This is a genomic window from Massilia sp. BKSP1R2A-1 (assembly GCF_050586525.1).
In the GTDB taxonomy this organism is placed as follows: domain Bacteria; phylum Pseudomonadota; class Gammaproteobacteria; order Burkholderiales; family Burkholderiaceae_D; genus Telluria.
In genome coordinates this window covers 264783-289394 of record NZ_JBOBRE010000005.1, presented here as the reverse complement: position 1 = coordinate 289394, position 24612 = coordinate 264783, and the positions used below count along the sequence as shown (strand labels likewise).

Sequence of the window (24612 nt, the reverse complement as noted above, 5' to 3'; positions counted from 1 at the left end):
GCTTTTATAAGGTACGCCATGACAACTTCGAAATTAACCGAGCAAACGACGCTGCCCCTCCTGCCGCTGCGCGACGTGGTCGTGTTCCCGCATATGGTGATACCTCTGTTCGTCGGCCGTCCGAAATCCATCAAGGCCCTGGAAGCCGCGATGGAGCAGGGCAAGAGCATCATGCTGGCCGCCCAGAAGGCCGCCGCCAAGGACGAACCATCCGCCGCAGACATCTACGAGATCGGCTGCGTGGCCAATATTCTGCAGATGCTCAAGCTCCCCGACGGCACCGTGAAGGTGCTGGTGGAGGGCGCCCAGCGCGCGCGCATCGACCACATCACCGATGGCGCGACCCACTTCACCGCCGAGCTGACCCCGGTGGCGTCGGAAATCGGCGACGATTCCGAAGTCGAGGCCATGCGCCGCGCCATCGTCCAGCAGTTCGACCAGTACGTCAAACTCAACAAGAAGATCCCGCCGGAGATCCTCGCCTCGCTGGCGGGCATCGACGACGCCGGCCGCCTGGCCGACACCGTCGCCGCGCATCTGCCGCTCAAGCTCGAGCAGAAGCAGGTCATCCTCGAGATCTTCAACGTCGCCAAGCGCCTCGAGCACCTGCTCGGCCAGCTCGAAGGCGAACTCGACATCCTGCAGGTCGAGAAGCGCATCCGCGGCCGCGTCAAGCGCCAGATGGAAAAATCGCAGCGCGAGTACTACCTGAACGAACAGGTCAAGGCCATCCAGAAAGAGCTGGGTGAAGGCGAAGAAGGCGCCGACATCGAAGAGCTCGAGAAGAAGGTGATCGCCGCCAAGATGCCGAAGGAGGCCCTGGAAAAGGCGCAGGCCGAGATCAAGAAGCTCAAGCTGATGTCGCCGATGTCGGCCGAAGCCACCGTCGTGCGCAACTACATCGACACCCTGGTCGGTCTGCCGTGGAAGAAAAAGTCCAAGGTCACCATTGACCTGGAAAAGGCCCAGCAAGTGCTGGAAGCCGACCACTACGGCCTCGACAAGATCAAGGAACGCATCCTCGAGTACCTCGCGGTGCAACAGCGTGTCGACAAGCTGAAGGCCCCGATCCTGTGCTTCGTCGGTCCTCCGGGCGTGGGTAAGACCTCGCTGGGCGAATCGATCGCCCGCGCCACCAACCGCAAGTACGTGCGCATGGCGCTCGGCGGCGTGCGCGACGAGGCCGAGATCCGCGGCCACCGCCGTACCTATATCGGCTCGATGCCGGGCAAGGTGCTGCAGTCGCTGGCCAAGGTCGGCGTGCGCAACCCGCTGTTCCTGCTCGACGAGATCGACAAGATGGGCGCGGACTTCCGCGGCGATCCGAGCTCGGCGTTGCTCGAGGTGCTGGACCCGGCGCAGAACCACACCTTCAGCGACCACTACGTCGAAGTCGACTTCGACCTGTCGGACGTGATGTTCGTGGCGACCTCGAACTCCTTCAACATCCCGCCGGCGCTGCTGGACCGGATGGAAGTGATCCGCCTGTCGGGTTACACCGAAGACGAGAAGACCAGCATCGCGCAGCGCTACCTGCTGCCGAAGCAGATCAAGAACAATGGCCTGAAGGAAGGCGAGATCAAGGTCGAGGAATCGGCGATCCGCGACATCATCCGCTACTACACCCGTGAAGCGGGCGTGCGTTCGCTCGAGCGCGAGATCTCGAAGATCTGCCGCAAGGTCGTCAAGATGCTGCTGCTGACGAAATCCGAGAAGCGCATCCTGGTCAACGCCAAGAATCTGGATAAATTCCTGGGCGTGCGCCGCTACGACTTCGGCGTGGCCGAGAAGGAAAACCAGATCGGCCAGGTGGTGGGTCTGGCCTGGACCGAAGTCGGCGGCGACCTGCTCACGATCGAAGCCGTCAACGTGCCGGGCAAGGGCGCCATCATCCGCACCGGCACCCTGGGCGACGTGATGAAGGAATCGATCGAAGCGGCCCGCACCGTGGTCCGTTCGCGCGCACAGCGCTTCGGCATCAAGGCGGAGACCTTCGAGAAGACCGACATCCACATCCACGTGCCGGAAGGCGCGACGCCGAAGGATGGTCCGTCGGCCGGTATCGGCATGACCACCGCCCTGGTCTCGGCCTTCACCGGCATCCCGGTGCGCGCCGACGTGGCGATGACGGGCGAGATCACGCTGCGCGGCGAAGTCCTGCCGATTGGCGGCCTGAAGGAGAAGCTGCTGGCGGCGCATCGCGGCGGCATCAAGACGGTCCTGATCCCCGAGCAGAACGTGAAGGACCTGGCCGACATTCCGGACAACGTCAAGAACAAGCTCGAGATCGTGCCGGTGCGCTGGATCGAGAAGGTGCTCGAAGTGGCGCTGGAGCGCCAGCCGGAGGCCCTGGCTGACGTGCCGGCAAGCGTTGCCGTGGCGCCGGCCGCAGGTGCGGCTGCGGACGGCTCGACCGACGTGGTCAAGCACTGAACCGCTGACACGCTTCACCAAACAGGCGCCCTCGGGCGCCTGTTTTTCTTCCACCCTGCGAGGCATGGGTACAACCCGACGCCACCCTCGACGCGTGTTGCTTGACATACCAATGTTGCCCTTGTTTAATACGCGCTTGCACTTTTGCAAGTAGGCGCCGCGGCGTCAAACGAACACACGAGGGTTGAGAAGTGAACAAGACAGAACTGATCGAAGAAATCGCGAAGTCCGCGGACATCACCAAGGCCTCGGCGACGCGTGCTCTCGACGCGATGATCGCAGCCGTGACCGAGTCCCTGAAGAAGAACGACAGCGTCACGCTGGTGGGCTTCGGCACCTTCACCGTGGGCGAGCGCGCCGCGCGTACCGGCCGCGATCCGCGCACCAAGGAACCGATCAAGATTAAAGCTGCGAAGGTTCCGAAATTTAAGGCTGGTAAAGCTCTGAAAGATGCTGTAAACTAATGCCTTCTCTGCAGTGACATGCAGAGGGCACTACCTGCAAAGGTAATGCGACGCAGTGAAAATTGTGTAGTGAATGCTTGTTGGAGCGGTAGTTCAGTTGGTTAGAATACCGGCCTGTCACGCCGGGGGTCGCGGGTTCGAGCCCCGTCCGCTCCGCCAACATCCACAACATTATTCTGGAGCGGTAGTTCAGTTGGTTAGAATACCGGCCTGTCACGCCGGGGGTCGCGGGTTCGAGCCCCGTCCGCTCCGCCAGAACATGTAGGAAAGTAGTGTTCCCCCTGCGGGGAACGCGGCTTGGGCGAGAAGGGATTGACTTGCAAGGCAATCCGCGGCCCGCGGAACGAGGGCGAGCCCCGTCCGCTCCGCCAGAATTCAGTAAGATCCGAAGTCTGCAAAGGCCTCGGGAAACGAGAAGAGGCGAACGCGAGTTCGCCTTTTTTTTTAACCTGTGCTGTTAAAGCATTTTCAACCTTGAATGGCTGACCATGTTTGATTTTGTCCGTAACAACAAGCGCGTGATGCAGGGGCTGCTGCTCGTGATCATCGTGCCGTCGTTCGTGTTAGTTGGTCTCGAGAGCTACCAGGACCGCGGCGATGCCGCCTCCGGCGTGGCGACCGTGGCCGGCCAGAAGGTCACCCAGCAGGAATGGGAAGAAGCCCAGCGCCGCCAGATCGACCAGGCGCGCCAGATGATGGGCCCGCAGTTCGACCAGAAGATGTTCGAGACCCCGGAAGCCAAGCAGGCCATCCTGAACAACCTGGTCGCCGAACGCGCCATCAACGCCGAGATCGCGGCCAGCCACATGACCGTGGGCGACGCCGCCATCGCCAAGCAGATCGCCGACATCCCCGGCCTGCGCAAGCCGGACGGCAGCTTCGACATGGAGCAGTACAAGTCCCTGCTGGCCGCCCAGGGCCTGACCCCGGCGATGTACGACCAGCGCCTGCGCCGCGACCTGACGGTGCAGCAGCTGGCCGGCTCGATCCAGCAGACCGCCTTCGCGCCGCGCACCGTCGCCACCCGCCTGTCGGACATCAACGACCAGGAACGCGAAGTGCAGGAACTCGTGTTCCCGATCGCCCAGTACCTGCCGCAGGTAAAAGTTACCGACGCGATGGTCAAGGCCTATTACGACAAGAACGCCCAGCTGTTCACCATCCCGGAGCAGGTGAAGGCCGAGTACGTCCTGTTCGATGCGGAAGCGGTCGCGAGCCAGGTACAGGTGAGCGATGCCGAAGTCACGGACTACTACAACAAAAACCTCAAGTCCTACACCACGCCGGAGCAGCGCACCGCGAGCCACATCCTGATCAACCTGGCGCGCGACGCCAAGCCGGCCGAGCAGGCGGCCGCCAAGGCCAAGGCCGAAAGCGTGCTGGCGGAGGTTCGCAAGAACCCGGCCAACTTCGCCGAGATTGCCAAGGCACAATCGCAGGACCAGGGCTCGGCCGCGCAGGGCGGCGACCTGGGCGTGGTCGAAAAAGGCGCTTTCGTGAAGCCGGTCGAAGACGCGATCTACGCGCTCAAGGAAGGCGAAGTCAGCGGCCTGGTGCAGTCGGAATTCGGCTACCACGTCATCAAGGTCACCGCGCTCAAGCCTGCCCAGCAAAAGCCGCTGGATGCGGCCAAGGACGAGATCGCGGCCGACCTGAAGAAGCAGAAGCTGTCGAAGAAGTATTCGGAGATGGCCGAGACCTTCACCAATATGGTGTACGAGCAGTCGGAGAGCCTCAAGCCCGTCGCCGACAAGCTGGGCCTGAAGATCGAGACCGTGGACGGCCTGACCCGCAAGCCGAATCCGGCCCTGGCGCAGGCGCCGTACAGCAACGAGAAGTTCCTGGCCGCGATCTTCGGCGTGGACGCCGTCAAGAACAAGCGCAACACCGAAGCCATCGAGGTGTCGCCGAGCGTCCTGATTTCGGGCCGCGTGGTCGAGTTCAAGCCGGCCACCAAGCGTCCGCTGGCTGACGTCGACGCCCAGATCCGCCAGCGCGTGACCCTGGAAGAAGCGGCCCGCCTGGCGCGCGCCGCCGGCGAGCAGAAGCTGGCCGCCGCGAAGGCTTCCGGCGACGCCACCGGCTTCGGCGCAGCGACCGTGGTGGCCCGCACCAAGCAGCCGACCATCAACACCGCCGCGGCCCTCGCCGTGCTGAAGGCGGACGTGAGCAAGCTGCCGGCCTACGTGGGCGTGGAAGTGCCGGGCCAGGGTTATGGCGTCTACCGGATCGGCAAGGTCTCCCAGCCTGCCGCGCCGGACACCGCGCGCCGCACCCAGGAAGCGCAGCAGATCGGCCAGCTGGTGGGCCAGGCCGAGATGTACAACTACGTCGAAGCGCTCAAGACCAAGGCCAAGGCCAAGGTCACCGTCTCGCCATCGCAGCTGGGCGTGCGCACCGACGCGCAGTAATACGCCTCGGCACATGAAAAAGCCCGGCTGCGCGAGCAGGCCGGGCTTTTTGCTGTTCCACGTGCGACGGCGAATCGACCGTGCGACGCGAACATGAAGGCTGTGTTCGCGATTGTTAGGTGAACCAGATCGCGTTGTCCAAGTCACACGTATCGTCGAGTTAACTCATGCTGGAGTGACGATGCAAAGCCTGCGCTTCGACGCATTGTTCGCCTGCCTGTCCGCGGCGCCACTGTCCAGGTCCGACCTGGCCGGCTGCGCGAGTGGATCGACAGCATCCGCGACCCGGCCGAGTGTCTGGCGCTCATCGAAACCGCCGCGGCAGGCCGGCCATGTCCGCATTGTGCTTGCGCGCGCTTGCACCGCTGTGGCTTCGCCAGCGGCCTGCAGCGTCATCGCTGCCTGGGCTGCCGCCGCTCCTTCAATGCGCTGACCGGCACGCCGCTGGCCCGGCTGCGCAAGCGCGAATGCTGGCTGCCCTAAAGCATTGGCGGTGATGGAAGGCGGACCGGTTCCTCAAGCGGCGTGCAGCTTGCGCGCCGCCGCTTCGAAATCGCCCTTCGAAATGTCGTCCAGCTCCAGCGTCGCCGCCTCCGGGTACTGCACGAAGTTGCGGTCGATCGAGCGCAGGTAGGCCGGGTCGTAGTGCTGTTCCAGGAGCTGGTCCACCAGTTCCGGCATCGCGCCGTTGTTGGCCATGTCCTGCCATGCGGTGATCCTGTCCCGTCCATGCAGCTGCACCAGGTGATCGAGCTGCCCGTTCAGGGCCGAGGGATCGGCGCAGAAGTGCTCGTAATCCTCCATCAGGAGGCGCACGCGGTTCGCGCGCGAGAGCGACAGGGCGATGCAGGGCGAGGCGCGCATGCGCGCCATGACGGCTTCCGGCACGCGCAGGTTGCCGACCTTCTTGCTCTCGGATTCGACGAACACGGGCCGGGCCGGGTCGAAGCGGCGCAGCAGGTCCCAGATCTGGCTTTCGAACCACTTCTGGGTGGGCTGCGGCTCGTTCGGCAGGTGGCCCAGCACGGAGCCGCGGTGCGCGGCCAGCTTCTCGAGGTCGAGGACCTGGGCGCCGATGCCGCTCAAGGTTTCGAGCAGGCGGCTCTTGCCGCTGCCCGTGGTGCCGCAGACGACGCGGAAATCGAGCTCGGGCGGGTTCTCGAGGCTGCTGGCAACGTGGGCGCGGTAGGCCTTGTAGCCGCCGTCGAGCTGCACCACCGGCCAGCCGATCTTCGCCAGGATGTGGGCCATCGAGCCGCTGCGGTTTCCGCCGCGCCAGCAATACACGAGGGGTTTCCATTCGCGCGGTTTTTCACCCCAGAGGGTTTCGATATGGCGCGCGATATTCGCCGCCACCAGCGGCGCGCCCACGCGCTTGGCTTCGAAGGGGCCGGTTTGCTTGTACAGCGTGCCGACCCGGATGCGCTGGGCGTCGTCCAGCACCGGGGCGTTGATCGCGCCGGGGATGCGGTCGAGCGCGTACTCGGACTCGCTGCGCGCGTCGATGATGGTGTCGAACGCATCCAGCATGGGGAGGATGTCGGCAAAACTGAGGACGGCAGGGTATTTCATTATTTCTTCACGAGGCCCGAGAAAGTCGGCCAGATATTGTTCAGGATGATGGGATGGGCAGTGGCCAGCGGGTGCAGGCGGTCCTGCTGGAACAGGCTGGGCTTGTCGGCCACGCCTTCCAGCATGAAGGGCACCAGCGGCGACTTGGTCTCGCTCGAGACCTTTTTGAACATATTGAAGAAGCTCTCCGTATAGGCGCGGCCGTAGTTCGGCGGCATGCGCATCCCGACCAGCATGACCTTGGCTTTCTTCTGCTGCGCCATGCTCACCATCGCGCGCAGATTGCTCTCGGCCGAGGCCACCGGCAGGCCGCGCAGGCCGTCGTTGGCCCCCAGTTCGATGACGACGATGTGGGGCTTGTGCTGGTCCAGCAGGGCGGGCATGCGGGTGCGCCCGCCGATCGTCGTCTCGCCGCTGATGCTGGCGTTGACGATGTTGGCGGCGATCTTCTCCTGCTTGAGCTTGCGCTCGAGCAGGGCGACCCAGCCCGTGCCGCGGGTGATGCCATACTCGGCCGAGAGACTGTCGCCCACCACGAGTACGGTTTTTGGTGCAGAATAGGCGCTCGCGGACGCGGCCAGCGTCAGCAATACGATGACGGACAACTTTTTAAGACGACGAAGAAGCAGCATGCGCGATAACCCCGAGGTGTTCAAGAATGGTGCGGTGACTGAGTCTGCCCGGCCGCCGGCGATCGTCGTCAGCGGCCTGTCGAAGCGGGTGGCGGATGCCAGCGGCGAACTCACCATCCTGCAAAACATCGATTTTACCGTGCAAGCGGCCGAGACGCTCGCGCTCGTCGGCGCTTCCGGGTCGGGCAAGTCGACCCTGCTCGGCCTGCTGGCCGGCCTCGACACGCCGAGCGAGGGCAAGGTCCTGCTCGACGGTACCGACATCTTCGCCCTCGACGAGGACGGCCGCGCGGCGTTCCGCAAGGCCAAGCTCGGTTTCGTGTTCCAGTCCTTCCAGCTGCTCGCCCACCTGAATGCCGTCGAAAACGTGATGCTGCCGCTGGAACTGCGCGGCGATCCGGATGCGCGCACCAGGGCCGAGGCCATGCTGGGACGGGTCGGACTGTCGAGCCGCCTGAAGCACTATCCGAAATACCTGTCGGGCGGCGAACAGCAGCGCGTCGCCCTGGCGCGGGCCTTCGTCACCGAACCGCCGCTGCTGTTCGCGGACGAACCGACCGGCAGCCTGGATGCGGCGACCGGCGAATCCGTGATCCAGCTGATGTTCGAACTGAACCGCGAACGGGGTTCGACCCTGGTGCTCGTCACGCACGATCCGGCGATGGCGGCGCGCTGCGGCCGCACCATCACGATCGCGGCAGGCCGGCTGGCTTGACGCGCTAGGACACTTCCGCCACCAGCAGATTGAGCACGGCCCGCGCCGCCGCGGGCAGCTCTCCGGCCGTCATCCCGATCGGGCCGATGCCATGGGCGACCAGCAGGTCCGCCGCCGCCCCATGGATCCAGGCCGCGCCGATCGCTGCTTCCCACGCAGGCCAGCCCTGGGCCAGCAGCGCACCGCAGATCCCCGCGAGCACGTCGCCACTACCGGCCGTCGCCAGCCCCGCGTTCCCGGTCGGATTGATCACGATCGCGCCGTCCGGCTGCGCAATCACGGAGCCCGAACCCTTCAGGATCACGGTCGCACGCGTGCGCAGGGCGATCTCGCGCGCCGCCGCCAGGCGGTCGGACTGGATCAGGCCCGTGTCCTGTCCGAGCAGGCGCGCCGCTTCCAGGGGATGCGGCGTCAATACGCTCGGGGCGCCGCGGCCGGCCAGGCGCGCCAGCAGGTCGGGGCTGGCGCCGATCAGGTTGAGGGCGTCGGCGTCGATCAGGAGGGGGCTGTCGCTGTCGAGCGCCTTGGCCAGCAGGCGCATCGCACCGGCGGAGTCGCCCATGCCGGGGCCGATGACGAGGGTGCGGCCGGTGAGGTCGACACCGTCGGCCTGGCGGAACATCAGCTCCGGGTGGACGCTGTCGTAGCCCGGGCTGGAATCCAGCATGGCGACGAAGACCCGGCCCGCGCCGGCGTGGAGGGCGCCGCGCGCGGCCAGCACCGGCGCACCCGCCATGCCATGGGCGCCGCCGACCACGGCCACGTCGCCGAAGCTGCCCTTGTGGCTGTTGTGGCGCCGCGCGGCAAGGCGATGCGCGAACAGCTCGGCCGTGCCGAGACGCGCGGACGGCGAGGGCAGCAGCTCCGTGCCGACGCCCAGCATCTCCACCCGCACGTGCCCCGCGTGATCGCGCCCATCGAGCGTGTGCAGCCCCGGCTTGTCGCCCAGGAAAGTGATGGTGTGCGTAGCGCGGACTGCGACGCCTTCCGGACCGATGACGGCGCCGGTGTCGGCGTCCAGCCCGCTCGGCACGTCCAGGGCCAGCACCGGGCAGCGCATTGCGTTGACCGCCTCCACCATGTCGCGGTAGTCGCCCTCGATCGGACGCGCCAGGCCGATGCCGAAGAGGCCGTCCACCACCAAGCCCCAGTTGCCGCTTGGCGGCAGCATGTCGATGAAGCCGACGGTGCCGCTCCTGGCGCGCTCGTGGGCTGTCTGGGCCTCGTCGGAGCTCTCGCGCTGGCCCGGCTGGTAGAGGACGGTGGCGTCGACGCCGCTGTCGGCCAGGTTGGCCGCTGCTTCGAGCGCGTCGCCGCCGTTGTTGCCGGGGCCGGCCAGCACGAGCACGGGCTTGTCGCGCCGTTCGCCCAGCAGTTCGAGGGCGTAGCGGGCGGCCGCTTCGCCGGCGCGGCGCATCAGGGTTCCGGGTGGCAGGCCGGCGTAGGCCGCCTGTTCGATGGCGCGCACCTGCGCCACGGTGTAAAGATGATTGTCCATGTTCCGCATTGTCGTGCATTTTCGCCGGCGCGGTCGCGCGCTGCGACTAGAATAGCGGGATCGACGGCATGGGGCAGGAGAGAAGCATGGACTGGCAGTTCTGGATCGATCGCGGCGGCACCTTCACCGACATCGTGGCGCGCAGGCCCGACGGGCAGCTCCTCACCCACAAGCTGCTGTCCGAAAACCCGGAGCAGTACCGCGACGCTGCGGTGGCCGGCATCCGCCACCTGCTGGGCGTGGCGGCCGGCGACCAGATTCCCGCTTCCCTGGTCGAGGCGGTCAAGATGGGCACGACGGTGGCCACCAATGCGCTACTGGAGCGCAAGGGCGAGCCGACCGTGCTGGCCATCACGAAAGGCTTCCGGGATGCGCTGCGCATCGCCTACCAGAACCGGCCGCGCCTGTTCGACCGCCACATCGTGCTGCCCGAGCTGCTCTATGGCGAGGTGATCGAGGTGATTGAACGCATGGGGGCGCATGGCGACGTGGTGCGCGAGCTGGACGAGCCGGCCACGCGCGCCGCGCTGCAGGCTGCCTACGACCGCGGCCTGCGTTCGCTTGCCATCGTCTTCATGCACGGCTACCGGTACACGGCGCACGAGGCGGCGGTGGCGCGCATCGCGCGCGGGATCGGCTTCACCCAGGTCTCGAGTTCGCACGAAGTCAGCCCCTTGATGAAGCTCGTGGCGCGTGGCGACACCACCGTGGTCGACGCCTATCTCTCCCCGATCCTGCGCCGCTACGTCGACCAGGTCGCCGGCGAACTGCCCGGCGTAAACCTGCAGTTCATGCAATCGAGCGGCGGCCTGACCGATGCGCGCGCCTTCCAGGGCAAGGACAGCATCCTGTCGGGGCCGGCCGGCGGCATCGTCGGCATGGTGCGCGCCAGCCGCCTGGCCGGCTTCGAACGCGTGATCGGCTTCGACATGGGCGGCACCTCGACCGACGTGTCGCATTACTCCGGGGAGTTCGAACGCGTGTTTGAGACCCAGGTCGCCGGCGTACGCATGCGCGCGCCGATGATGAGCATCCACACGGTGGCGGCCGGCGGCGGCTCGATCCTGCACTTCGACGGCGCGCGCTACCGCGTGGGGCCCGACAGCGCCGGCGCCAACCCGGGCCCCGCCAGCTACCGGCGCGGCGGACCGCTCGCGGTCACCGACTGCAACGTCATGCTCGGCAAGATCCAGCCGCGCCACTTCCCGCGCCTGTTCGGGCCGATGGGCATCGACGCGCTCGACCCCGGCGCCGTGCGCGCGGGCTTCACCGCGATGGCGCAGGAGATCGGCGCCAGTACCGGCCAGACGCCGGCGCCGGAAGAAGTGGCCGAAGGCTTCATCCGGATCGCGGTCGGGAATATGGCCAATGCGATCAAGCAGATCTCCGTGCAGCGCGGCCACGACGTCACCGAGTATGCCCTGACGAGCTTCGGCGGCGCCGGCGGACAGCACGCCTGTCTCGTCGCCGACGCGCTGGGCATGAAGACGGTCTTCATCCATTCGCTGGCCGGCGTGCTGTCGGCCTACGGCATGGGCCTGGCCGACCAGACCGCGATGCGCGAGCGCGCCATCGAACGGCGCCTGGCCGAACTGGGAAGCGATGCACTGGCACAGGAGCTCTCAAGCCTCGGCCAGGATGCGCGCGGCCAATTGCTGCGGCAGGGCGTGGCCGAAGAACGCATCGGACTGGTCCTGCGCGTGCACCTGCGCTACGAGGGCACCGATTCGGCCATCGTCGTGCCCTTCGCCGACCCGGCCGCCATGCAGGCGGCATTCGAGCAGGCCTATAAACGCCGTTATTCCTTCCTGATGCCTTCGCGCGGCCTGGTCGTCGAAGCGGTTTCCGTGGAGGCGATCGGCCGCTCGGACGCGCCCGGCGAGATGCAGGCGTCCGTCGTCTCGACCGGCGCGCAGCCGCAGGCCGGCGAAACGGTGAGGATGTACAGCGGCGGCGCCTGGCATGACACCGGTATCTACGTGCGCGAGTCCATCGGGCCCGGCGACGTCGTGCGCGGCCCGGCGATCATCGCCGAAGCGAATGCGACCACCGTCGTGGAGCCGGGATGGCAGGCCGAGGTGACCCCCTACAATCACCTCGTGCTCAGGCGCGTGGAGGCGCTGCCCGCGCGGCGCGCCATCGGCACCACGGCCGACCCGGTGATGCTCGAGATCTTCAACAACCTGTTCATGTCGATTGCCGAGCAGATGGGCCTGCGGCTGCAGAACACGGCGTATTCGGTGAACATCAAGGAGCGCCTGGACTTCAGCTGCGCGATCTTCGACGCAAGCGGCAACCTGGTCGCGAATGCGCCGCACATGCCCGTGCACCTCGGCTCGATGGGCGAGAGCATCAAGACCGTGATGCGCAAGAACGCGGGCAGGATGAAGGCCGGCGACGTCTATGTGCTCAACGATCCGTACAACGGCGGCACCCACCTGCCCGACGTCACCGTGATCTCGCCCGTGTTCGACGAGGCGGGAAGGGAAATCCTGTTCTACGTCGGCTCGCGCGGCCACCACGCCGACATCGGCGGCACCACGCCGGGATCCATGCCGCCGGACTCGCACCACATCGAGCAGGAAGGCGTCCTGATCGACAACTTCAAGCTGGTCGACGGCGGCGACGGCATCCTGCGCGAAGATGCGGCCCGTGTCCTGCTCGGCAGCGGCCGCTACCCGGCGAGGAATCCGGACCAGAACATGGCCGACCTGCGCGCCCAGGTCGCGGCCAACCAGAAGGGCGTCGAGGAACTGCACCGCATGGTCGCGCATTTCGGCCTGGATGTCGTGCGTGCCTACATGGGCCATGTGCAGGACAATGCGGAAGAAGCGGTGCGGCGCGTGATCTCGGCCCTCAAGGATGGCCGCTACAGCTACGACCTCGACAACGGCGCCCGCATCGAAGTGGCGATCCGCGTCCACCAGGCCAGCCGCAGCGCGGAGATCGATTTCACCGGCACGTCGGCCCAGCTGCCGAACAACTTCAATGCGCCGTCGGCCGTCTGCATGGCGGCGGTGCTGTACGTCTTCCGCACTTTGGTCGACGACGAGATTCCCCTCAACGGCGGCTGCCTCAAGCCGCTCAAGGTCATCATCCCGCCGGGTTCCATGCTCAATCCGCACTATCCGGCCTCGGTGGTCTCGGGGAATGTCGAGACTTCCACCTGCATCACCAACGCGCTCTACGGCGCCCTCGGCGTGATGGCGGCAAGCCAGGGCACGATGAACAACTTCACCTTCGGGAACGAACGCTACCAGTACTACGAGACGATCTCCGGCGGCTCGGGGGCGGGGGAAGGCTTCGACGGTACCGACGTGGTCCAGACGAACATGACCAACTCGCGGCTGACGGACCCGGAAATCCTCGAGTTCCGCTTCCCTGTTCGCCTGGAGAGCTACGAGATCCGCCAGGGCTCGGGCGGAGCAGGGCGCTGGCATGGTGGGAATGGCGGCACGAGGAAGGTGCGTTTCCTCGAGCCGATGACGGCGGCGATCCTCTCGAACAACCGCATCCATGCGCCTTTCGGCATGGCGGGCGGCGAGCCAGGTGAGCGGGGAAGAAACACGGTCCTGCGGGCCGACGGGACGGTGGAAACCCTCGGCCACATCGGCAAGGTGGACATGGCGCCGGGCGATGTGCTGGTGATCGAGACACCAGGCGGCGGTGGCTATGGAATGCGGCGGAATGAAGCCGACGCCGCTGGCGCCGACCGATAGCCACGCCTTGCACGGCTCGAAACAACACCGCGATATACTCAGCGCGGGTAGACGAACCCGGTGCGGATGTCCATTGGCGCAAGCCGACCATCTGCCCGCACCATCAGGCGCTGCGGCGGTTCTTCGCCAGCCAGCACGCGCGACCGGAACGGCAAGCCCTCGGCTTCCCGTACCAGCTTGTCGCAGCGTTCGTAGACGTTCGGGCAGTTGGTTTCCTTGAGGAGGGCCTGCACGATCGGAATCTTCCAGTATTCGACACCCCCGGCATTGAACTGGCAGACGAGGTAGCCCGCAGCGCCGCCGACACCGTGGACCTGCAGGCCGGACAAGCCATCCTGTTCACCGTCGATCAACTGAACGAGGGCCTGGGGATCCGCGGCGGGAACGTTCCCGAGCCGGCGCGCGACGGCCGCCTGCACGCGGCGCTTGATCATGGCGTGGTCGACCGGTTCGTCCTCGCGCAGGGTCCAGACGCGCCCGGCGATCTGCGACTTGACGTTGTAGGCGGCGCGGGCCAGGAACTGGCGCGAGGAAGACTGGACGAGCGCCGTGGCGCCGATCTTGCTGCGTTCGTGGGGTTTACCCTCGACCTTGTCGATGGCCGACAGGTAGATCCACGGGTCGCCGTTGAGCAGGTTCTTTTCCTTGCCCTGTTTGATGGTAATGATGAGCATGTGCGGCTTTCTTGACGAGGTGCGGGATGATACAGCACGCCACAATTCCCGTCCTTGATGCCGCCCCGCTGGCTGGCGAATGCCGGCCAGCGGTTCCCCGTGAAGCCGCTCAGTCCTTGCGGCGGCCGGCGCGCGAACCGGCCAGGCCCAACAGACTTAGGCTGAGAAGCGCCAGCGATGCCGGTTCGGGCACGTCGGCGCTGCTCGTCAGCGTGGCACGGAAAGCCGCGTCGGCGCCGAAGCAATCGGTGGAGCAATCCCATTGGCTACTGGTCAGGGCGCTGAAGTTGACGCCGTTGTTGAAGTACACGAAATGCCCGCCGCCGTAGTTGTTGCCCGTGATCGGCATGTCGTACACGCTATCAGCCTGTGCAGCGAGTTCCGACACCGACAGGAACAGCACATACTGCGCGCCGGCCGTCAGTGCAAGGGCGCCGGTATCGAAGGCGAACTCCTGCATGCCGCTGGTGGCCGTTGCCGTACGCGTCGTGCTCGTGTAGAGGATGCTTGTCGCCTTGTTGCCGTCCCAGCCGGCGACATAGCCGCGCAAGTCCAGGCTCGAACCCACTCGACCGTTCAGGAACAGCGAGAAACCATTCAATACATTATCGGTGCCGACAGTGAACGTCTGGCCGTAGGTTGCAGTGTCGGGCGCGCCGAACGGGCTGGCAGTACTGACGACGGCGGTGTTGTTGATGACTTCGGCGGAAACCGCGGTAGACCAGGCCAGCGCAGCGACGCAGACAGCAGCCGACAACGAGCGAATTGATTTCATGTTTTTCTCCCTAGTTGTGATTTGCTTACTACTCGATGCTTTAAGCAAATCCTATGCCATAGAGAAATTTCCTTTTAGAATCAGTGGTCTTGTATTGACGATTGCCGCCAGTGTAAAGAAGGCCGACACGAGCGCGCCGCGCTATTCCTTGCCCGTCATTGCAGGTAGGCGAACGCTGTGGCGTACGCCCCTTCGTCAGGTCGAAATACCGAACTTGCGCTGCGCTTCCAGGAATTCCCTGGTGAGCGCCAGAAGGCGCGGATGATTCGGGTCCATTACCCGCAGCTTCTCGATCTGCTCCCTTGCGACCCCGCCGAGCGTGTGGTCCCACCCCATTTCGTTCACCTGTCGCAGTATGCCCCCGGCCACCGCGACCATCACCTGCAGATTGCCCGGCGCCATGTGCAGCGCCTCGAGCAGGGTCTGGACTGCGCCACGCACGTCGCCCATATTGCGCTTCTCGTCGGCCACCCCGAGCAGGATCTGGGCCTGGGCGCGCAGTTGGGCGCCCATGCCGTCGGCCAGGTCGGGACGGCCCGCGCGCACGAACACACCCATGGCTTCGTCGATGCTGACCGGGCTGGAGACGTCATGCATCACGGTCATCATGACGTTCGAAGCCTGTTCGTCCATCTGGTGTTCGAGGCAGGCTTCGGCCAGGCCGATGCGCAGGTTCGAGGACAAGGCATTGCTGGTCCGCGCGGCGCCGGCCGCCATCTGCAACTCGGCCACCGCGGCGCTGCCATTGCCCATTTTTTCGTGGAGCAGGGCGCTGGAAAAGGCCTTGCAGGCGTCGACCTCGGCGCTACCGCGCATCGAACGCTCCAGGTCGCGGATCACGCCGCTCGCGCCCTGCACGTCGCCGCGCGTGACCAGGGCTTTCACGAGGTTGACGTGGTCTTCGGGATTGCGGAATTCCGAATACCTGGCCTTGGTGACGACCTGCTTGAAGGACTTCTCGGCGGCCAGCGCGTCGCCGTTCTCCATCGCGACTTCGCCGAGCTTGCGCAGGCGCCGCACCATGTGCGGCGAGATCGAGACCGCGTCTTCCAGCACCTTCTGGGCGTCCTGGCTGGCGCCGAGTTTCTCGTGGCAGCGCGCCAGCAGGTCGTAGGCGGCCATCAGGCGCGGATTGGCCTGCACCAGCTGTTCGAGCGTGTCGCGGGCTTCCTCGATCTGGCCCTGGGCCACCATGGTGCGCGCCAGGCCCAGGCCGGCCCAGCCCAGCGGGCGCTCGGCCAGCACGTCGCGGTAGATGCTGCCGGCTTGCGCGTGTTCGCCGCTCGATGTGTGCAGCTCGGCCTTCAGGCGCAGGAAGTCGAGCGCGTAGCGCGGGCTGGCGATCGCCGCCGTGGTGCAGGCGCGGATGGCGTCGACCGGCTTGCCCTGGGCGGCGAGCTGCCAGACCGGGAGCAGGGCGGTGCGGCGCTCAAGCGCGCGCCTGATGCGGCTGCTCAGCATCTCGACGGTGAAGGGTTTTAATACGTAATCGGTCGGGGTCAGTTCGGCGGCGCTCACGACCTTGTCGTAGACGCCTTCCGAAGTCAGCATGATGAAGATGGTGGAGGCCGTGATCAGGCGGTGGAGGCGCAGGTCTTCGAGCAGCTGCTGGCCGTCCTGGCCGTCGCCGCTGGGGCCGCCGAGGTCGTATTCGCACAGGATGATGTCGTAGGCCCGTTTGCCGAGCTGCTTGATGGCCATGCTGGCGTTGATCGCCGACTCGACCTTGCTGATGCCGGACTGGTTCAGCATGTTCTGCAGGCTGCCGCGCATGCCCTGGTTCGGATCGACGATCAGGACCGACAGGTTCGCATTCTCTTGCATCTTCGCTTTCCGTTCTTCGGATCGTAATTATGTAGCCCTTACAATACCGATAAGTTCCTGAGGGATCAAGAAATGTCCGTTCTACAAGCCTTTCATTGGGCAGCATGCATCGCTGCATTGCAACACTGTATAATAGCGGGCTATCTTCCACCCTAGCAGCCACGCTGCGTCAACCGACTTCTCAGCCATGTTGATTCTGCCGGGTTCCAACGCCCTCTCCGCCTTCCGTAGCCAACGCCTCCTGTCGCAACTCCAATCGGTCGCCCCGTCGATTGCCGCAGTCCAGGCCCGCTTCTACCACTTCATCGACAGCAGCGCACCGCTGTCCGTGGAGGACACCGAGCGTCTATCGGCCATGCTCACCTACGGCGAGCCTGCCGCCCAGACTTTGTACGAAGGCGTGACCGAGGAGTTCTTCGTGATCCCGCGCCTGGGTACGATCTCGCCGTGGGCCTCGAAGGCCACCGACATCGCGCACAACTGCGGCATGGCCCATGTGCACCGCATCGAACGCGGCGTCGGCTACACCGTGGTGCTCAAGAGCGGCCTGCTCGGCACCGGCATCGGCGCGCCGAAGAAGCTGGACGACGAAGAAGTCGGCCTGGTCGCCGCGCTGCTGCACGACCGCATGACCGAGACGGTGCTGCGCAACGCCGACGAGGCCTCGCGCCTGTTCGACGAACTCGAAGGCAAGCCGCTGGAGACCGTGGACGTGATCGGGCAGGGCCGCGACGCGCTGGTGCGCGCCAACACGGAACTGGGCCTGGCGATGTCGATCGACGAGATCGACTACCTGCACGAGGCGTTCACGAAGGCGCAGCGCAACCCGACCGACGTCGAGCTCATGATGTTCGCCCAGGCGAACTCCGAGCACTGCCGCCACAAGATCTTCAACGCCGACTGGATCATCGACGGCGTCAGGCAGGACAAGTCGCTGTTCGGCATGATCAAGAACACCCACCAGCTGAACCCGCGCGGCACCGTGGTCGCCTACAGCGACAACTCCTCGATCATCGAGGGCGCGACCGTCACCCGTTTCTTCCCGCGTGAGAAACAGGAATATGCCCCGTCGACGGAGCTGGTGCATACCCTGATGAAGGTCGAGACCCACAACCACCCGACCGCGATCTCGCCCTTCCCGGGCGCCTCGACCGGCGCCGGCGGCGAGATCCGCGACGAGGGCGCCACCGGCCGCGGCGCCAAGCCGAAGGCAGGCCTGACCGGCTTCACCGTGTCGAACCTCCTGATCCCGGGCGCCGAGCGTCCGTGGGAGAACGCCAGCGACGTCAGCAAGGGTGAAGCCGGGCGCGTGGATGCGGTCTACGGCAAGCCGGAACGCATCGCCTCGCCGCTGCAGATCATGATCGACGGCCCGATCGGCGGCGCCGCCTTCAGCAACGAATTCGGCCGACCGGTCCTGGGCGGCTACTTCCGCTCCTATGAGCAGAACGTCGGCGCGGCGAACGCCGTCTACGGCTACCACAAGCCCATCATGATCGCCGGCGGCATCGGCAATATCTCGGCCGAGCACACCCACAAGGACGAGATCCCGGTCGGCAGCCTCCTGATCCAGCTGGGCGGCCCGGGCATGCGCATCGGCATGGGCGGCTCGGCCGCGTCCTCGATGGCGACCGGCACCAATACCGCCGACCTGGACTTCGACTCGGTCCAGCGCGGCAATCCGGAGATGGAGCGCCGCGCCCAGGAAGTCATCAACGGCTGCTGGCAGATGGGCGCGGACAATCCGATCATCTCGATCCACGACGTGGGCGCGGGCGGCCTGTCGAACGCCTTCCCGGAAATCGTCAACGACGCCAAGCGCGGCGCGCTGTTCGATCTGCGCAAGGTGCCGCTGGAAGAAAGCGGCATGGCGCCGAAAGAGATCTGGTCCAATGAATCGCAGGAGCGCTATGTGCTGGCGATCGCGCCGATGGACCTCGACAAGTTCGCCGCCCTGTGCGAGCGCGAGCGCTGCCCGTATGCGGTGGTCGGCACCGCCACCGAAGAGCGCCAGCTGCGCGTGATCGACCCGCAGGCTGACAACTCCCCGGTGGACATGCCGATGGAAGTCCTGCTCGGCAAGCCGCCGAAGATGCTGCGCGACGTCGAGCACGTGAAGTACGACTTCCCGGCCATCGACCTGACCGGCATCGAGCTCGAAGAAGCCGCGCGCCGCGTGCTGCTGCTGCCGAGCGTCGCCGACAAATCCTTCCTGATCACCATCGGCGACCGTACCGTGGGCGCCATGACCGTGCGCGACCAGATGGTCGGCCCGTGGCAGGTCCCGGTTGCCGACTGCGCCGTCACCGCCATGTCCTACGAGGGCTTCGTGGGCGAAGCGATGGCGATGGGCGAGCGCACGCCGCTGGCCGTGATCGACGCCGCCGCGTCGGGCCGCATGGCCGTGGGCGAGGCGATCACCAACATCGCCGCCGCGGCGATCGAGCAGATCGGCGACATCAAGCTGTCGGCCAACTGGATGGCGGCCTGCGGCCAGCCGGGCCAGGACGCCGCGCTGTTCGACACCGTGAAGGCCGTGGGCATGGAACTGTGCCCGGCCCTGGGCGTGTCGATCCCGGTCGGCAAGGATTCGCTGTCGATGCGCACCACCTGGAACGAGGACGGCGCGAACAAGGCCGTCATCTCGCCGGTGTCGCTGATCGTCTCGAGCTTCGCGCCGGTCTCGGACGTGCGCCGTTCGCTGACTCCGCGGCTGCGCACCGATCTGGGCGACACCGCCCTGGTGCTGATCGACCTGGGCCGCGGCAAGAACCGCCTGGGCGCATCCGCACTGGCGCAGGTGACGCAGCAGATCGGCGACAGCGTGCCGGACGTCGATTCGCCGGAAGACCTGAAAGCCTTCTTCAACGCGATCCAGCGACTGAACAAGGAAGGCAAGCTGCTGGCCTACCACGACCGCTCGGACGGCGGCCTGTTCGCCACCCTCACCGAGATGGCCTTCGCCGGCCGCGCCGGCGTGTCGGTCAACCTCGACATTCTCACCATGGAAGGCGAGCACGCCTCCGACTGGGGCGACGCCAAGAACTGGGCCACCCAGGTCGGCGAGCGCCGCAACGAGATGACCCTGCGCGCGCTGTTCAGTGAAGAGCTGGGCGCGGTGGTGCAGGTGCGCGCGGAAGACAAGCAGGCCGTGATGGGCGTGCTGCGCGAAGGGGGCCTGGGCGCCTGCAGCCACATCATCGGCAAGCTGAACGACCGTGGCGTGATCGAGTTCACCCGTGACGCGAAGGTGATCTACAACGTCAAGCGCAGCGCGCTGCACCGCCTGTGGAGCGAGACCAGCTGGCGCATCGCGCGCCTGCGCGACAACCCGGCCTGTGCCGACCAGGAATACGACCGCCTGCTGGACGAGCAGGATCCGGGCATGTCGCCGATCCTGACTTTCGATCCGAGCGAGAACATCGCGGCGCCCTTCATCGCCACGGGTGCACGTCCGCGCGTGGCCATCCTGCGCGAGCAGGGCGTGAACTCGCACATCGAGACCGCCTGGTCGATGCACCAGGCCGGCTTCACCGCCGTCGACGTGCACATGAGCGACCTGATCGCCGGCCGCGCGAAGCTGGACGACTTCCACGGCGTGATCGCGGTGGGCGGTTTCTCCTACGGTGACGTGCTGGGTGCGGGCGAGGGCTGGGCCAAGACCATCCTGTTCAACCCGCAGCTGGCGGACCAGTTCGCGGCCTTCTTCGCGCGCAAGGACACCTTCGGCCTGGGCGTGTGCAACGGTTGCCAGATGCTCGCCAACCTGAAGCCGATCATCCCGGGCGCGCATGCGTGGCCGAAGTTCACCCGCAACAAGTCGGAGCAGTTCGAAGCCCGCTTCGGCATGGTCGAGGTGCTGGACTCGCCGTCGATCTTCTTCCAGGGGATGGCCGGCACTCACGCGCCGATCGCCATCGCCCACGGCGAAGGCTTCGCGGACTTCTCGCTGACCGGCGACATCGATGCGGCCGTCAAGGCCCTGCGTTATGTCGACAACCGCGGCCAGGCCACCGAGGCCTATCCGTTCAATCCGAACGGCTCGCCGGGCGGCCTGACCGCCGTGACGACCGAGGATGGACGCTTCACCGCGATGATGCCGCACGCGGAACGCGTGTTCCGCACCGTCGTCCATTCGTGGGCGCCGGACTCCTGGAGCGACGCGGCGCCATGGGCGCGCATGTTCCAGAATGCGCGCAAGTGGCTGGGCTGAGATAGCAAAAGGGTAGAAAAAAGCGCTTCCTCGGAAGCGCTTTTCAATTCGAGGCTCAGCTGCCCCAGATCGGCTCGTCCTTGCTGCCGTTGCCGCCCGGCGTGCCCGGCGGGATACCGGCGCCGGCGCCGGCCGTCGTGCCGCTATCGGCAGCGGGGGACTTACCGGCTCCTGTCCCGCCAGGCTGCTTGTCCTGGCCGGGCTGGCCGCCGCCGGCGCCCGGTTCCTGCTTCAGATCATCGTTCATGATGCCTCCTGCTAGTCGTCGCCCGCGTCGCCGCTCAAATTGCTGTCGGCGTTCGGCGGCTGGTTGCCCATATCCCCGCCGCCGGCGCCACCGGCCATCCGGCCCGCGGCAGCTTCGCGCGATGCGATGCCTGCGGTGCCCGGCGCCACCGGCTCGGTCGCGCTGCCCTGGCCGCTCTGCGGCTTGCCCGGCGGATTGAGCTGCGCTTCCGGCGACGAGCCGACAATGCCGCCGCCACGGCCTGCGGGGTTCGCCGTGTAATGGCCGGCGTTCGAGGTCCCGGCGCCCGGCATGGGCATGTCGTCACCCGGTCCGCCGCGGCCGCCGTCGAGATTGTTGTCCTGATCCTTGTTTTGATCCATGGTGTTCTCCTATTGGATGGCTTCGGGAACATGGTAATGCGGCTGGAGGAAGTCTCAATAGGAGCACGGGCGATGGCGGCGTAGGAGGGGACGCACGCCATTCTCGCCAACGTCATCCCGGCGAAGGCCGAATTCATGCCACTGGCATTGATTCGTCCACTTCCCACGCACAGTGAGAAAGCAAACGTAGGCGCGGTGTGTGCGAACTGGGCCCCGGCCTGCGCCGGGGCGGCGTCGGATGAGGTCGGGTTCATCGCGCGCAGCTGACTTCGACAATTCCGCCAGCTTCGTCAGCATACAGGCAATAAAAAAGCGCCCCCTCGGGAGCGCTTCTTCTTCGACCCATCCCCAATTACTGGATCTTGGCCTTCTTGACCAGGCTTTCGCGGTACTGCGCCAGCTGGCGCTGCTGCAGCTGTTCCGCGACCTGCTGCTTGACTTCGTCCAGGGCCGGGATCTTGGCCTGGCGCACGTCTTCCAGCTTGATCACGTGGAAGCCGTACTGGCTCTTGACCGGGGTGTCGGTGATGGCGCCTTTTTGCAGGGCGGTCATGGCTTTCGAGAACTCAGGCACATAGTTGGCCGGGCTTGCCCAGTCCAGGTCGCCGCCGTTCTGCGCCGAGCCGTCTTTCGACTGGGCCTTGGCCAGGTCTTCGAACTTGGCGCCGCCCTTCAGCTTGGTGATGATGGCCTTGGCTTCGTCTTCGGTCGGGACCAGGATGTGGCGTGCGTGGTATTCCTTGTCGCCCACGGCAGCCTTGTACTTGTCGTACTCGGCCTTGATGTCGGCATCCTTGACCGGGTTCTTCTTGACGTAGTCGGCGAGCATCGCGTTGATGATGATGCTCTGGCGGGCGTTGTCGATTGCCGCCTTGACTTCGGCGCGGCCGCCGATACCTTGCTTGTCGGCTTCCTGGATCAGGACTTCGCGGCCGATGAGGTCTTTCTTGATCGCGTCACGCAGCTGCGGCGAATCGGTGGCGCGGCCTTGTGCGACAACTTGCTTGACCAGCTGGTCAACCTTTGCCGCCGGGATGGCCTTGCCATTGACGGTCGCGACGTTCTGCGCGAATGCAGGCGCGGCAACGATTGCAGTCATGGCTAACAGCAGACGGGCTGGCTTCAAAATCATTGTTGAGGTCCTATCTAAACACGAAAAAGTTCGCCGCGGGCGGCAATAACCGGTGCCTCGCAGCACCGGCGGTAGTACATCTTACTGCACCTTTGCCTTTTTGACCATTTGCTCTTTATAGGCTTCGAGCTTCTTCTGCGCCAGCGAGTCGGCGATCTGCGGCTTCAGCTCGTCCAGCGAGGGCAGCTTGGCCGCGCGGGTGTCGTCCAGCTTGATCACGTGGAAGCCGTTGGCGGTCTTGACCGGGGTCTCGGTGACGGCGCCTTTCTGCAGGCCGGTGAAGCCGGCGGCGAATTCAGGCGGGAAGGCAGCCGGGACAGCCCAGTCCAGGTCGCCGCCGCTGTTGGCGGTGCCGGTGTCCTTCGACTGCTTGGCGAGCTCTTCGAACTTGGCGCCGCCCTTGAGCTTGGCGATCACGGCCTTGGCGTCGGCTTCGTTCTCGAGCAGGATGTGGCGCACGTGGTATTCCTTGTCGCCGGTCTGCTTGACGAAGCGGTCGTACTCGGCCTTGATGTCGGCGTCGGTGACCGGGTTCTTGGTGATGTAGTCGCGCGCCAGGGTGTTGACGACGATGGCCTGGCGGGCATTGTCGAGGGCTGTCTTGACTTCCGGCTTCTTGTCGTAACCCTGCTTGACCGCTTCCTGCATCAGGACTTCGCGGGCGATCATTTCCTGCTTGATGGCATTGCGCAGCTGCGGGGAATCCTGGCCCTGGCCAGCGGCCACCATCTGCTTGACCGCTTCCTCGACGCGCGAGGTCGGGATCGGCTTGCCGTTGACCACGGCGAGGTTCTGCGCGAAGGCAGGCGCCGCGCTAACGGCGATCAGAGCTAACAGCAGGCGTGCTGGCTTAAAAGTCATTTCTGGGATTCCTTGGGGGGATGAGCTTGGACGGGAGTTGCTGCGTTCTTGGATGTGTTCTTGCACTTCAAGTTCTGATACTACGTGTTAGCTATTGTCTGCCACTATTCTTAAAGATGACTGAAGCCGGCAGTATGCCGGCCGGCTTCAAGCCTGCTCCGACGGCGCGATGGCCGTGATCGCGAGGGCGTGGATTTCCGCCTTGTTGATCATTTCGTGAACGGCATCATACACAAGACGATGGCGCATGACCAGCGTGAGGCCGGCGAACTTCTCGGAGACGATCTTGACGCTGTAATGACTGCCTCCGGAGGCCGCGCCCGCATGGCCGGCGTGCAGGTGGGAGTCGTCGCTGATCTCGAGCAGGGTGGGCGACAGTTCCGCCTGCAGGCGCTCGCGCAGGCGTTCGGTGCGGTTCTGGTCGGCCGGATTTGTGCTCATTGTGCATCCTCCTGGATATGTTTGGAAAGGAATAACGACTGGATGATGATGAAGGCGAACAGGATGCCGGTGATGCCGAACAGCTTGAAGCTGACCCAGGCGCCGGTATCGCTACGGAAGACCACGAAGGCCATCAGGAGGTTCAGGAGGCCGATCCCGACGAAGAAGGCGACCCAGGCGTAGAGCACCCGGTTCCAGACCGCATCCGGCAGGTTCATCGCCCCGCCCAGCGCCGAGCGCATCAGGTTCTTGCGGTAGACCAGCTGGCCGAACAGCAGCGCCGCGCCGAACGCCCAGTAGAGGATGGTCGGCTTCCACTTGATGAAGGTGTCGTCGTGGAAGTAGATGGTGGCGCCGCCCGCGACCACGACCACGCCGAGGGACAGCCACAGCATGCCGTCGATCTTGCGGCGGCGCGCCAGCAGGTAGACGATCTGCAGCACGGTCGCCAGGATGGTGGCGGCGGTGGCCAGCAGGATCGGCGACTGCGAGGCGGGCACCGCGCCGCCCGCGATCAGGAAGCCGAGGTAGTCGCTGACCAGGCCGTGGGCCCAGTCCTGGTTGTTTTCGCCATACTTGTAGATGCCGAAGAACAGGATCACCGGCAGCATGTCGAACAAGAACTTGATCATGTAGGCT

At 65.6% G+C, this 24612-nt stretch carries 18 protein-coding genes, 2 tRNA genes and 1 pseudogene; 9 read left to right on the top strand and 12 right to left on the bottom strand.

Features of this window, described 5'->3' with window-relative positions:
* Positions 1-18 precede the first annotated feature (18 nt).
* From lon to ACQ7JA_RS10465, 6 genes and pseudogenes are all read left to right on the top strand, one after another.
* Positions 19-2433: an endopeptidase La gene (gene lon / locus ACQ7JA_RS10490; RefSeq protein WP_430897307.1), complete on the top strand. Its 2415-nt coding sequence runs from the start codon at positions 19-21 to the stop codon at positions 2431-2433.
* A gap of 191 nt (positions 2434-2624) precedes the next feature.
* The gene (locus ACQ7JA_RS10485) at positions 2625-2897 is read left to right on the top strand and encodes an HU family DNA-binding protein (RefSeq protein WP_430897305.1); all 273 of its coding nucleotides are present in this window, start codon (positions 2625-2627) and stop codon (positions 2895-2897) included.
* 82 nt (positions 2898-2979) lie between these two features.
* A tRNA-Asp gene (locus ACQ7JA_RS10480) sits at positions 2980-3056 on the top strand.
* Positions 3057-3075: 19 nt separating this feature from the next.
* Positions 3076-3152, top strand: a tRNA-Asp gene (locus ACQ7JA_RS10475).
* A 233-nt stretch (positions 3153-3385) separates the two neighbouring features.
* Entirely contained in the window at positions 3386-5308 is a 1923-nt protein-coding gene (locus tag ACQ7JA_RS10470) for a SurA N-terminal domain-containing protein (RefSeq protein WP_430897303.1), read from the top strand.
* 255 nt (positions 5309-5563) lie between these two features.
* Positions 5564-5785, top strand: a pseudogene (locus tag ACQ7JA_RS10465) (transposase); the annotation flags it as partial.
* Between the two features lie 39 nt (positions 5786-5824).
* Here the strand turns inward: ACQ7JA_RS10465 and mnmH are convergent.
* Both mnmH and ACQ7JA_RS10455 read right to left on the bottom strand, forming a co-directional pair.
* Complete coding sequence (gene mnmH / locus ACQ7JA_RS10460) at positions 5825-6880, bottom strand: tRNA 2-selenouridine(34) synthase MnmH (protein WP_430897301.1); 1056 nt, start codon at positions 6878-6880, stop codon at positions 5825-5827.
* Positions 6880-7413: an arylesterase gene (locus tag ACQ7JA_RS10455; RefSeq protein WP_430897299.1), complete on the bottom strand. Its 534-nt coding sequence runs from the start codon at positions 7411-7413 to the stop codon at positions 6880-6882. The genes mnmH and ACQ7JA_RS10455 overlap by 1 nt, the downstream gene beginning before the upstream one ends.
* Positions 7414-7510: 97 nt before the next feature.
* On the opposite strand from ACQ7JA_RS10455, the gene ACQ7JA_RS10450 reads away from it, so the two are divergent.
* Positions 7511-8227 carry an ABC transporter ATP-binding protein gene (locus tag ACQ7JA_RS10450; RefSeq protein WP_430897297.1) on the top strand — a complete coding sequence of 239 codons (717 nt, stop codon included), beginning with the start codon at positions 7511-7513 and terminating at the stop codon, positions 8225-8227.
* Positions 8228-8231: 4 nt separating this feature from the next.
* Here ACQ7JA_RS10450 and ACQ7JA_RS10445 read toward each other — a convergent pair whose 3' ends face one another.
* Entirely contained in the window at positions 8232-9725 is a 1494-nt protein-coding gene (locus ACQ7JA_RS10445) for an NAD(P)H-hydrate dehydratase (protein ID WP_430897295.1), read from the bottom strand.
* An 86-nt stretch (positions 9726-9811) separates the two neighbouring features.
* Between ACQ7JA_RS10445 and ACQ7JA_RS10440 the strand changes: the two genes are divergently transcribed.
* Positions 9812-13444 (top strand): hydantoinase B/oxoprolinase family protein, encoded by a 3633-nt coding sequence (locus ACQ7JA_RS10440; protein ID WP_430897293.1) that lies wholly within the window; start codon positions 9812-9814, stop codon positions 13442-13444.
* 38 nt (positions 13445-13482) lie between these two features.
* Here the strand turns inward: ACQ7JA_RS10440 and ACQ7JA_RS10435 are convergent, their stop codons facing one another.
* The 3 genes from ACQ7JA_RS10435 to ACQ7JA_RS10425 form a co-directional block, all read right to left on the bottom strand.
* Positions 13483-14118, bottom strand: coding sequence for an SAM-dependent methyltransferase (locus tag ACQ7JA_RS10435; RefSeq protein WP_430897291.1), 636 nt, complete (start codon positions 14116-14118; stop codon positions 13483-13485).
* 109 nt (positions 14119-14227) lie between these two features.
* Positions 14228-14893 (bottom strand): PEP-CTERM sorting domain-containing protein, encoded by a 666-nt coding sequence (locus ACQ7JA_RS10430; protein ID WP_430897289.1) that lies wholly within the window; start codon positions 14891-14893, stop codon positions 14228-14230.
* Positions 14894-15088: 195 nt separating this feature from the next.
* The gene (locus tag ACQ7JA_RS10425; RefSeq protein WP_430897287.1) at positions 15089-16717 is read right to left on the bottom strand and encodes a tetratricopeptide repeat protein; all 1629 of its coding nucleotides are present in this window, start codon (positions 16715-16717) and stop codon (positions 15089-15091) included.
* Between the two features lie 187 nt (positions 16718-16904).
* Here ACQ7JA_RS10425 and purL point away from each other — a divergent pair, with 187 nt between their 5' ends.
* Positions 16905-20930 carry a phosphoribosylformylglycinamidine synthase gene (gene purL, locus ACQ7JA_RS10420; RefSeq protein WP_430897285.1) on the top strand — a complete coding sequence of 1342 codons (4026 nt, stop codon included), beginning with the start codon at positions 16905-16907 and terminating at the stop codon, positions 20928-20930.
* Positions 20931-20985: 55 nt separating this feature from the next.
* Here purL and ACQ7JA_RS10415 read toward each other — a convergent pair whose 3' ends face one another.
* From ACQ7JA_RS10415 to ACQ7JA_RS10390, 6 genes are all read right to left on the bottom strand, one after another.
* The gene (locus ACQ7JA_RS10415; RefSeq protein WP_430897283.1) at positions 20986-21177 is read right to left on the bottom strand and encodes a hypothetical protein; all 192 of its coding nucleotides are present in this window, start codon (positions 21175-21177) and stop codon (positions 20986-20988) included.
* Positions 21178-21188: 11 nt separating this feature from the next.
* A complete protein-coding gene (locus ACQ7JA_RS10410; protein ID WP_430897281.1) occupies positions 21189-21539 on the bottom strand; it encodes a hypothetical protein in 351 nt (116 codons plus the stop codon).
* Between the two features lie 352 nt (positions 21540-21891).
* On the bottom strand, positions 21892-22671 hold the full coding sequence (locus ACQ7JA_RS10405) for a peptidylprolyl isomerase (RefSeq protein ID WP_430897279.1): 780 nt from the start codon (positions 22669-22671) through the stop codon (positions 21892-21894).
* 81 nt (positions 22672-22752) lie between these two features.
* On the bottom strand, positions 22753-23532 hold the full coding sequence (locus ACQ7JA_RS10400) for a peptidylprolyl isomerase (protein WP_430897277.1): 780 nt from the start codon (positions 23530-23532) through the stop codon (positions 22753-22755).
* A gap of 147 nt (positions 23533-23679) precedes the next feature.
* On the bottom strand, positions 23680-23973 hold the full coding sequence (locus ACQ7JA_RS10395; RefSeq protein ID WP_430897275.1) for a BolA family protein: 294 nt from the start codon (positions 23971-23973) through the stop codon (positions 23680-23682).
* A complete protein-coding gene (locus tag ACQ7JA_RS10390; RefSeq protein ID WP_430897418.1) occupies positions 23970-24602 on the bottom strand; it encodes a septation protein A in 633 nt (210 codons plus the stop codon). The genes ACQ7JA_RS10395 and ACQ7JA_RS10390 overlap by 4 nt, the downstream gene beginning before the upstream one ends.
* Between the last annotated feature and the right edge of the window lie 10 nt (positions 24603-24612).

What these genes read in the sequence shown, in the direction of transcription:
- ACQ7JA_RS10400 (WP_430897277.1), bottom strand. Translation starts at nt 23,532, where the DNA reads ATGACTTTTAAGCCAGCACGCCTGCTGTTAGCTCTGATCGCCGTTAGC.
- ACQ7JA_RS10450 (WP_430897297.1), top strand. Translation starts at nt 7,511, where the DNA reads ATGCGCGATAACCCCGAGGTGTTCAAGAATGGTGCGGTGACTGAGTCT.
- ACQ7JA_RS10430 (WP_430897289.1), bottom strand. Translation starts at nt 14,893, where the DNA reads ATGAAATCAATTCGCTCGTTGTCGGCTGCTGTCTGCGTCGCTGCGCTG.
- ACQ7JA_RS10395 (WP_430897275.1), bottom strand. Translation starts at nt 23,973, where the DNA reads ATGAGCACAAATCCGGCCGACCAGAACCGCACCGAACGCCTGCGCGAG.
- ACQ7JA_RS10435 (WP_430897291.1), bottom strand. Translation starts at nt 14,118, where the DNA reads ATGCTCATCATTACCATCAAACAGGGCAAGGAAAAGAACCTGCTCAAC.
- lon (WP_430897307.1), top strand. Translation starts at nt 19, where the DNA reads ATGACAACTTCGAAATTAACCGAGCAAACGACGCTGCCCCTCCTGCCG.
- ACQ7JA_RS10445 (WP_430897295.1), bottom strand. Translation starts at nt 9,725, where the DNA reads ATGGACAATCATCTTTACACCGTGGCGCAGGTGCGCGCCATCGAACAG.
- ACQ7JA_RS10415 (WP_430897283.1), bottom strand. Translation starts at nt 21,177, where the DNA reads ATGAACGATGATCTGAAGCAGGAACCGGGCGCCGGCGGCGGCCAGCCC.
- ACQ7JA_RS10440 (WP_430897293.1), top strand. Translation starts at nt 9,812, where the DNA reads ATGGACTGGCAGTTCTGGATCGATCGCGGCGGCACCTTCACCGACATC.
- purL (WP_430897285.1), top strand. Translation starts at nt 16,905, where the DNA reads ATGTTGATTCTGCCGGGTTCCAACGCCCTCTCCGCCTTCCGTAGCCAA.
- ACQ7JA_RS10470 (WP_430897303.1), top strand. Translation starts at nt 3,386, where the DNA reads ATGTTTGATTTTGTCCGTAACAACAAGCGCGTGATGCAGGGGCTGCTG.
- mnmH (WP_430897301.1), bottom strand. Translation starts at nt 6,880, where the DNA reads ATGAAATACCCTGCCGTCCTCAGTTTTGCCGACATCCTCCCCATGCTG.
- ACQ7JA_RS10405 (WP_430897279.1), bottom strand. Translation starts at nt 22,671, where the DNA reads ATGATTTTGAAGCCAGCCCGTCTGCTGTTAGCCATGACTGCAATCGTT.
- ACQ7JA_RS10425 (WP_430897287.1), bottom strand. Translation starts at nt 16,717, where the DNA reads ATGCAAGAGAATGCGAACCTGTCGGTCCTGATCGTCGATCCGAACCAG.
- ACQ7JA_RS10410 (WP_430897281.1), bottom strand. Translation starts at nt 21,539, where the DNA reads ATGGATCAAAACAAGGATCAGGACAACAATCTCGACGGCGGCCGCGGC.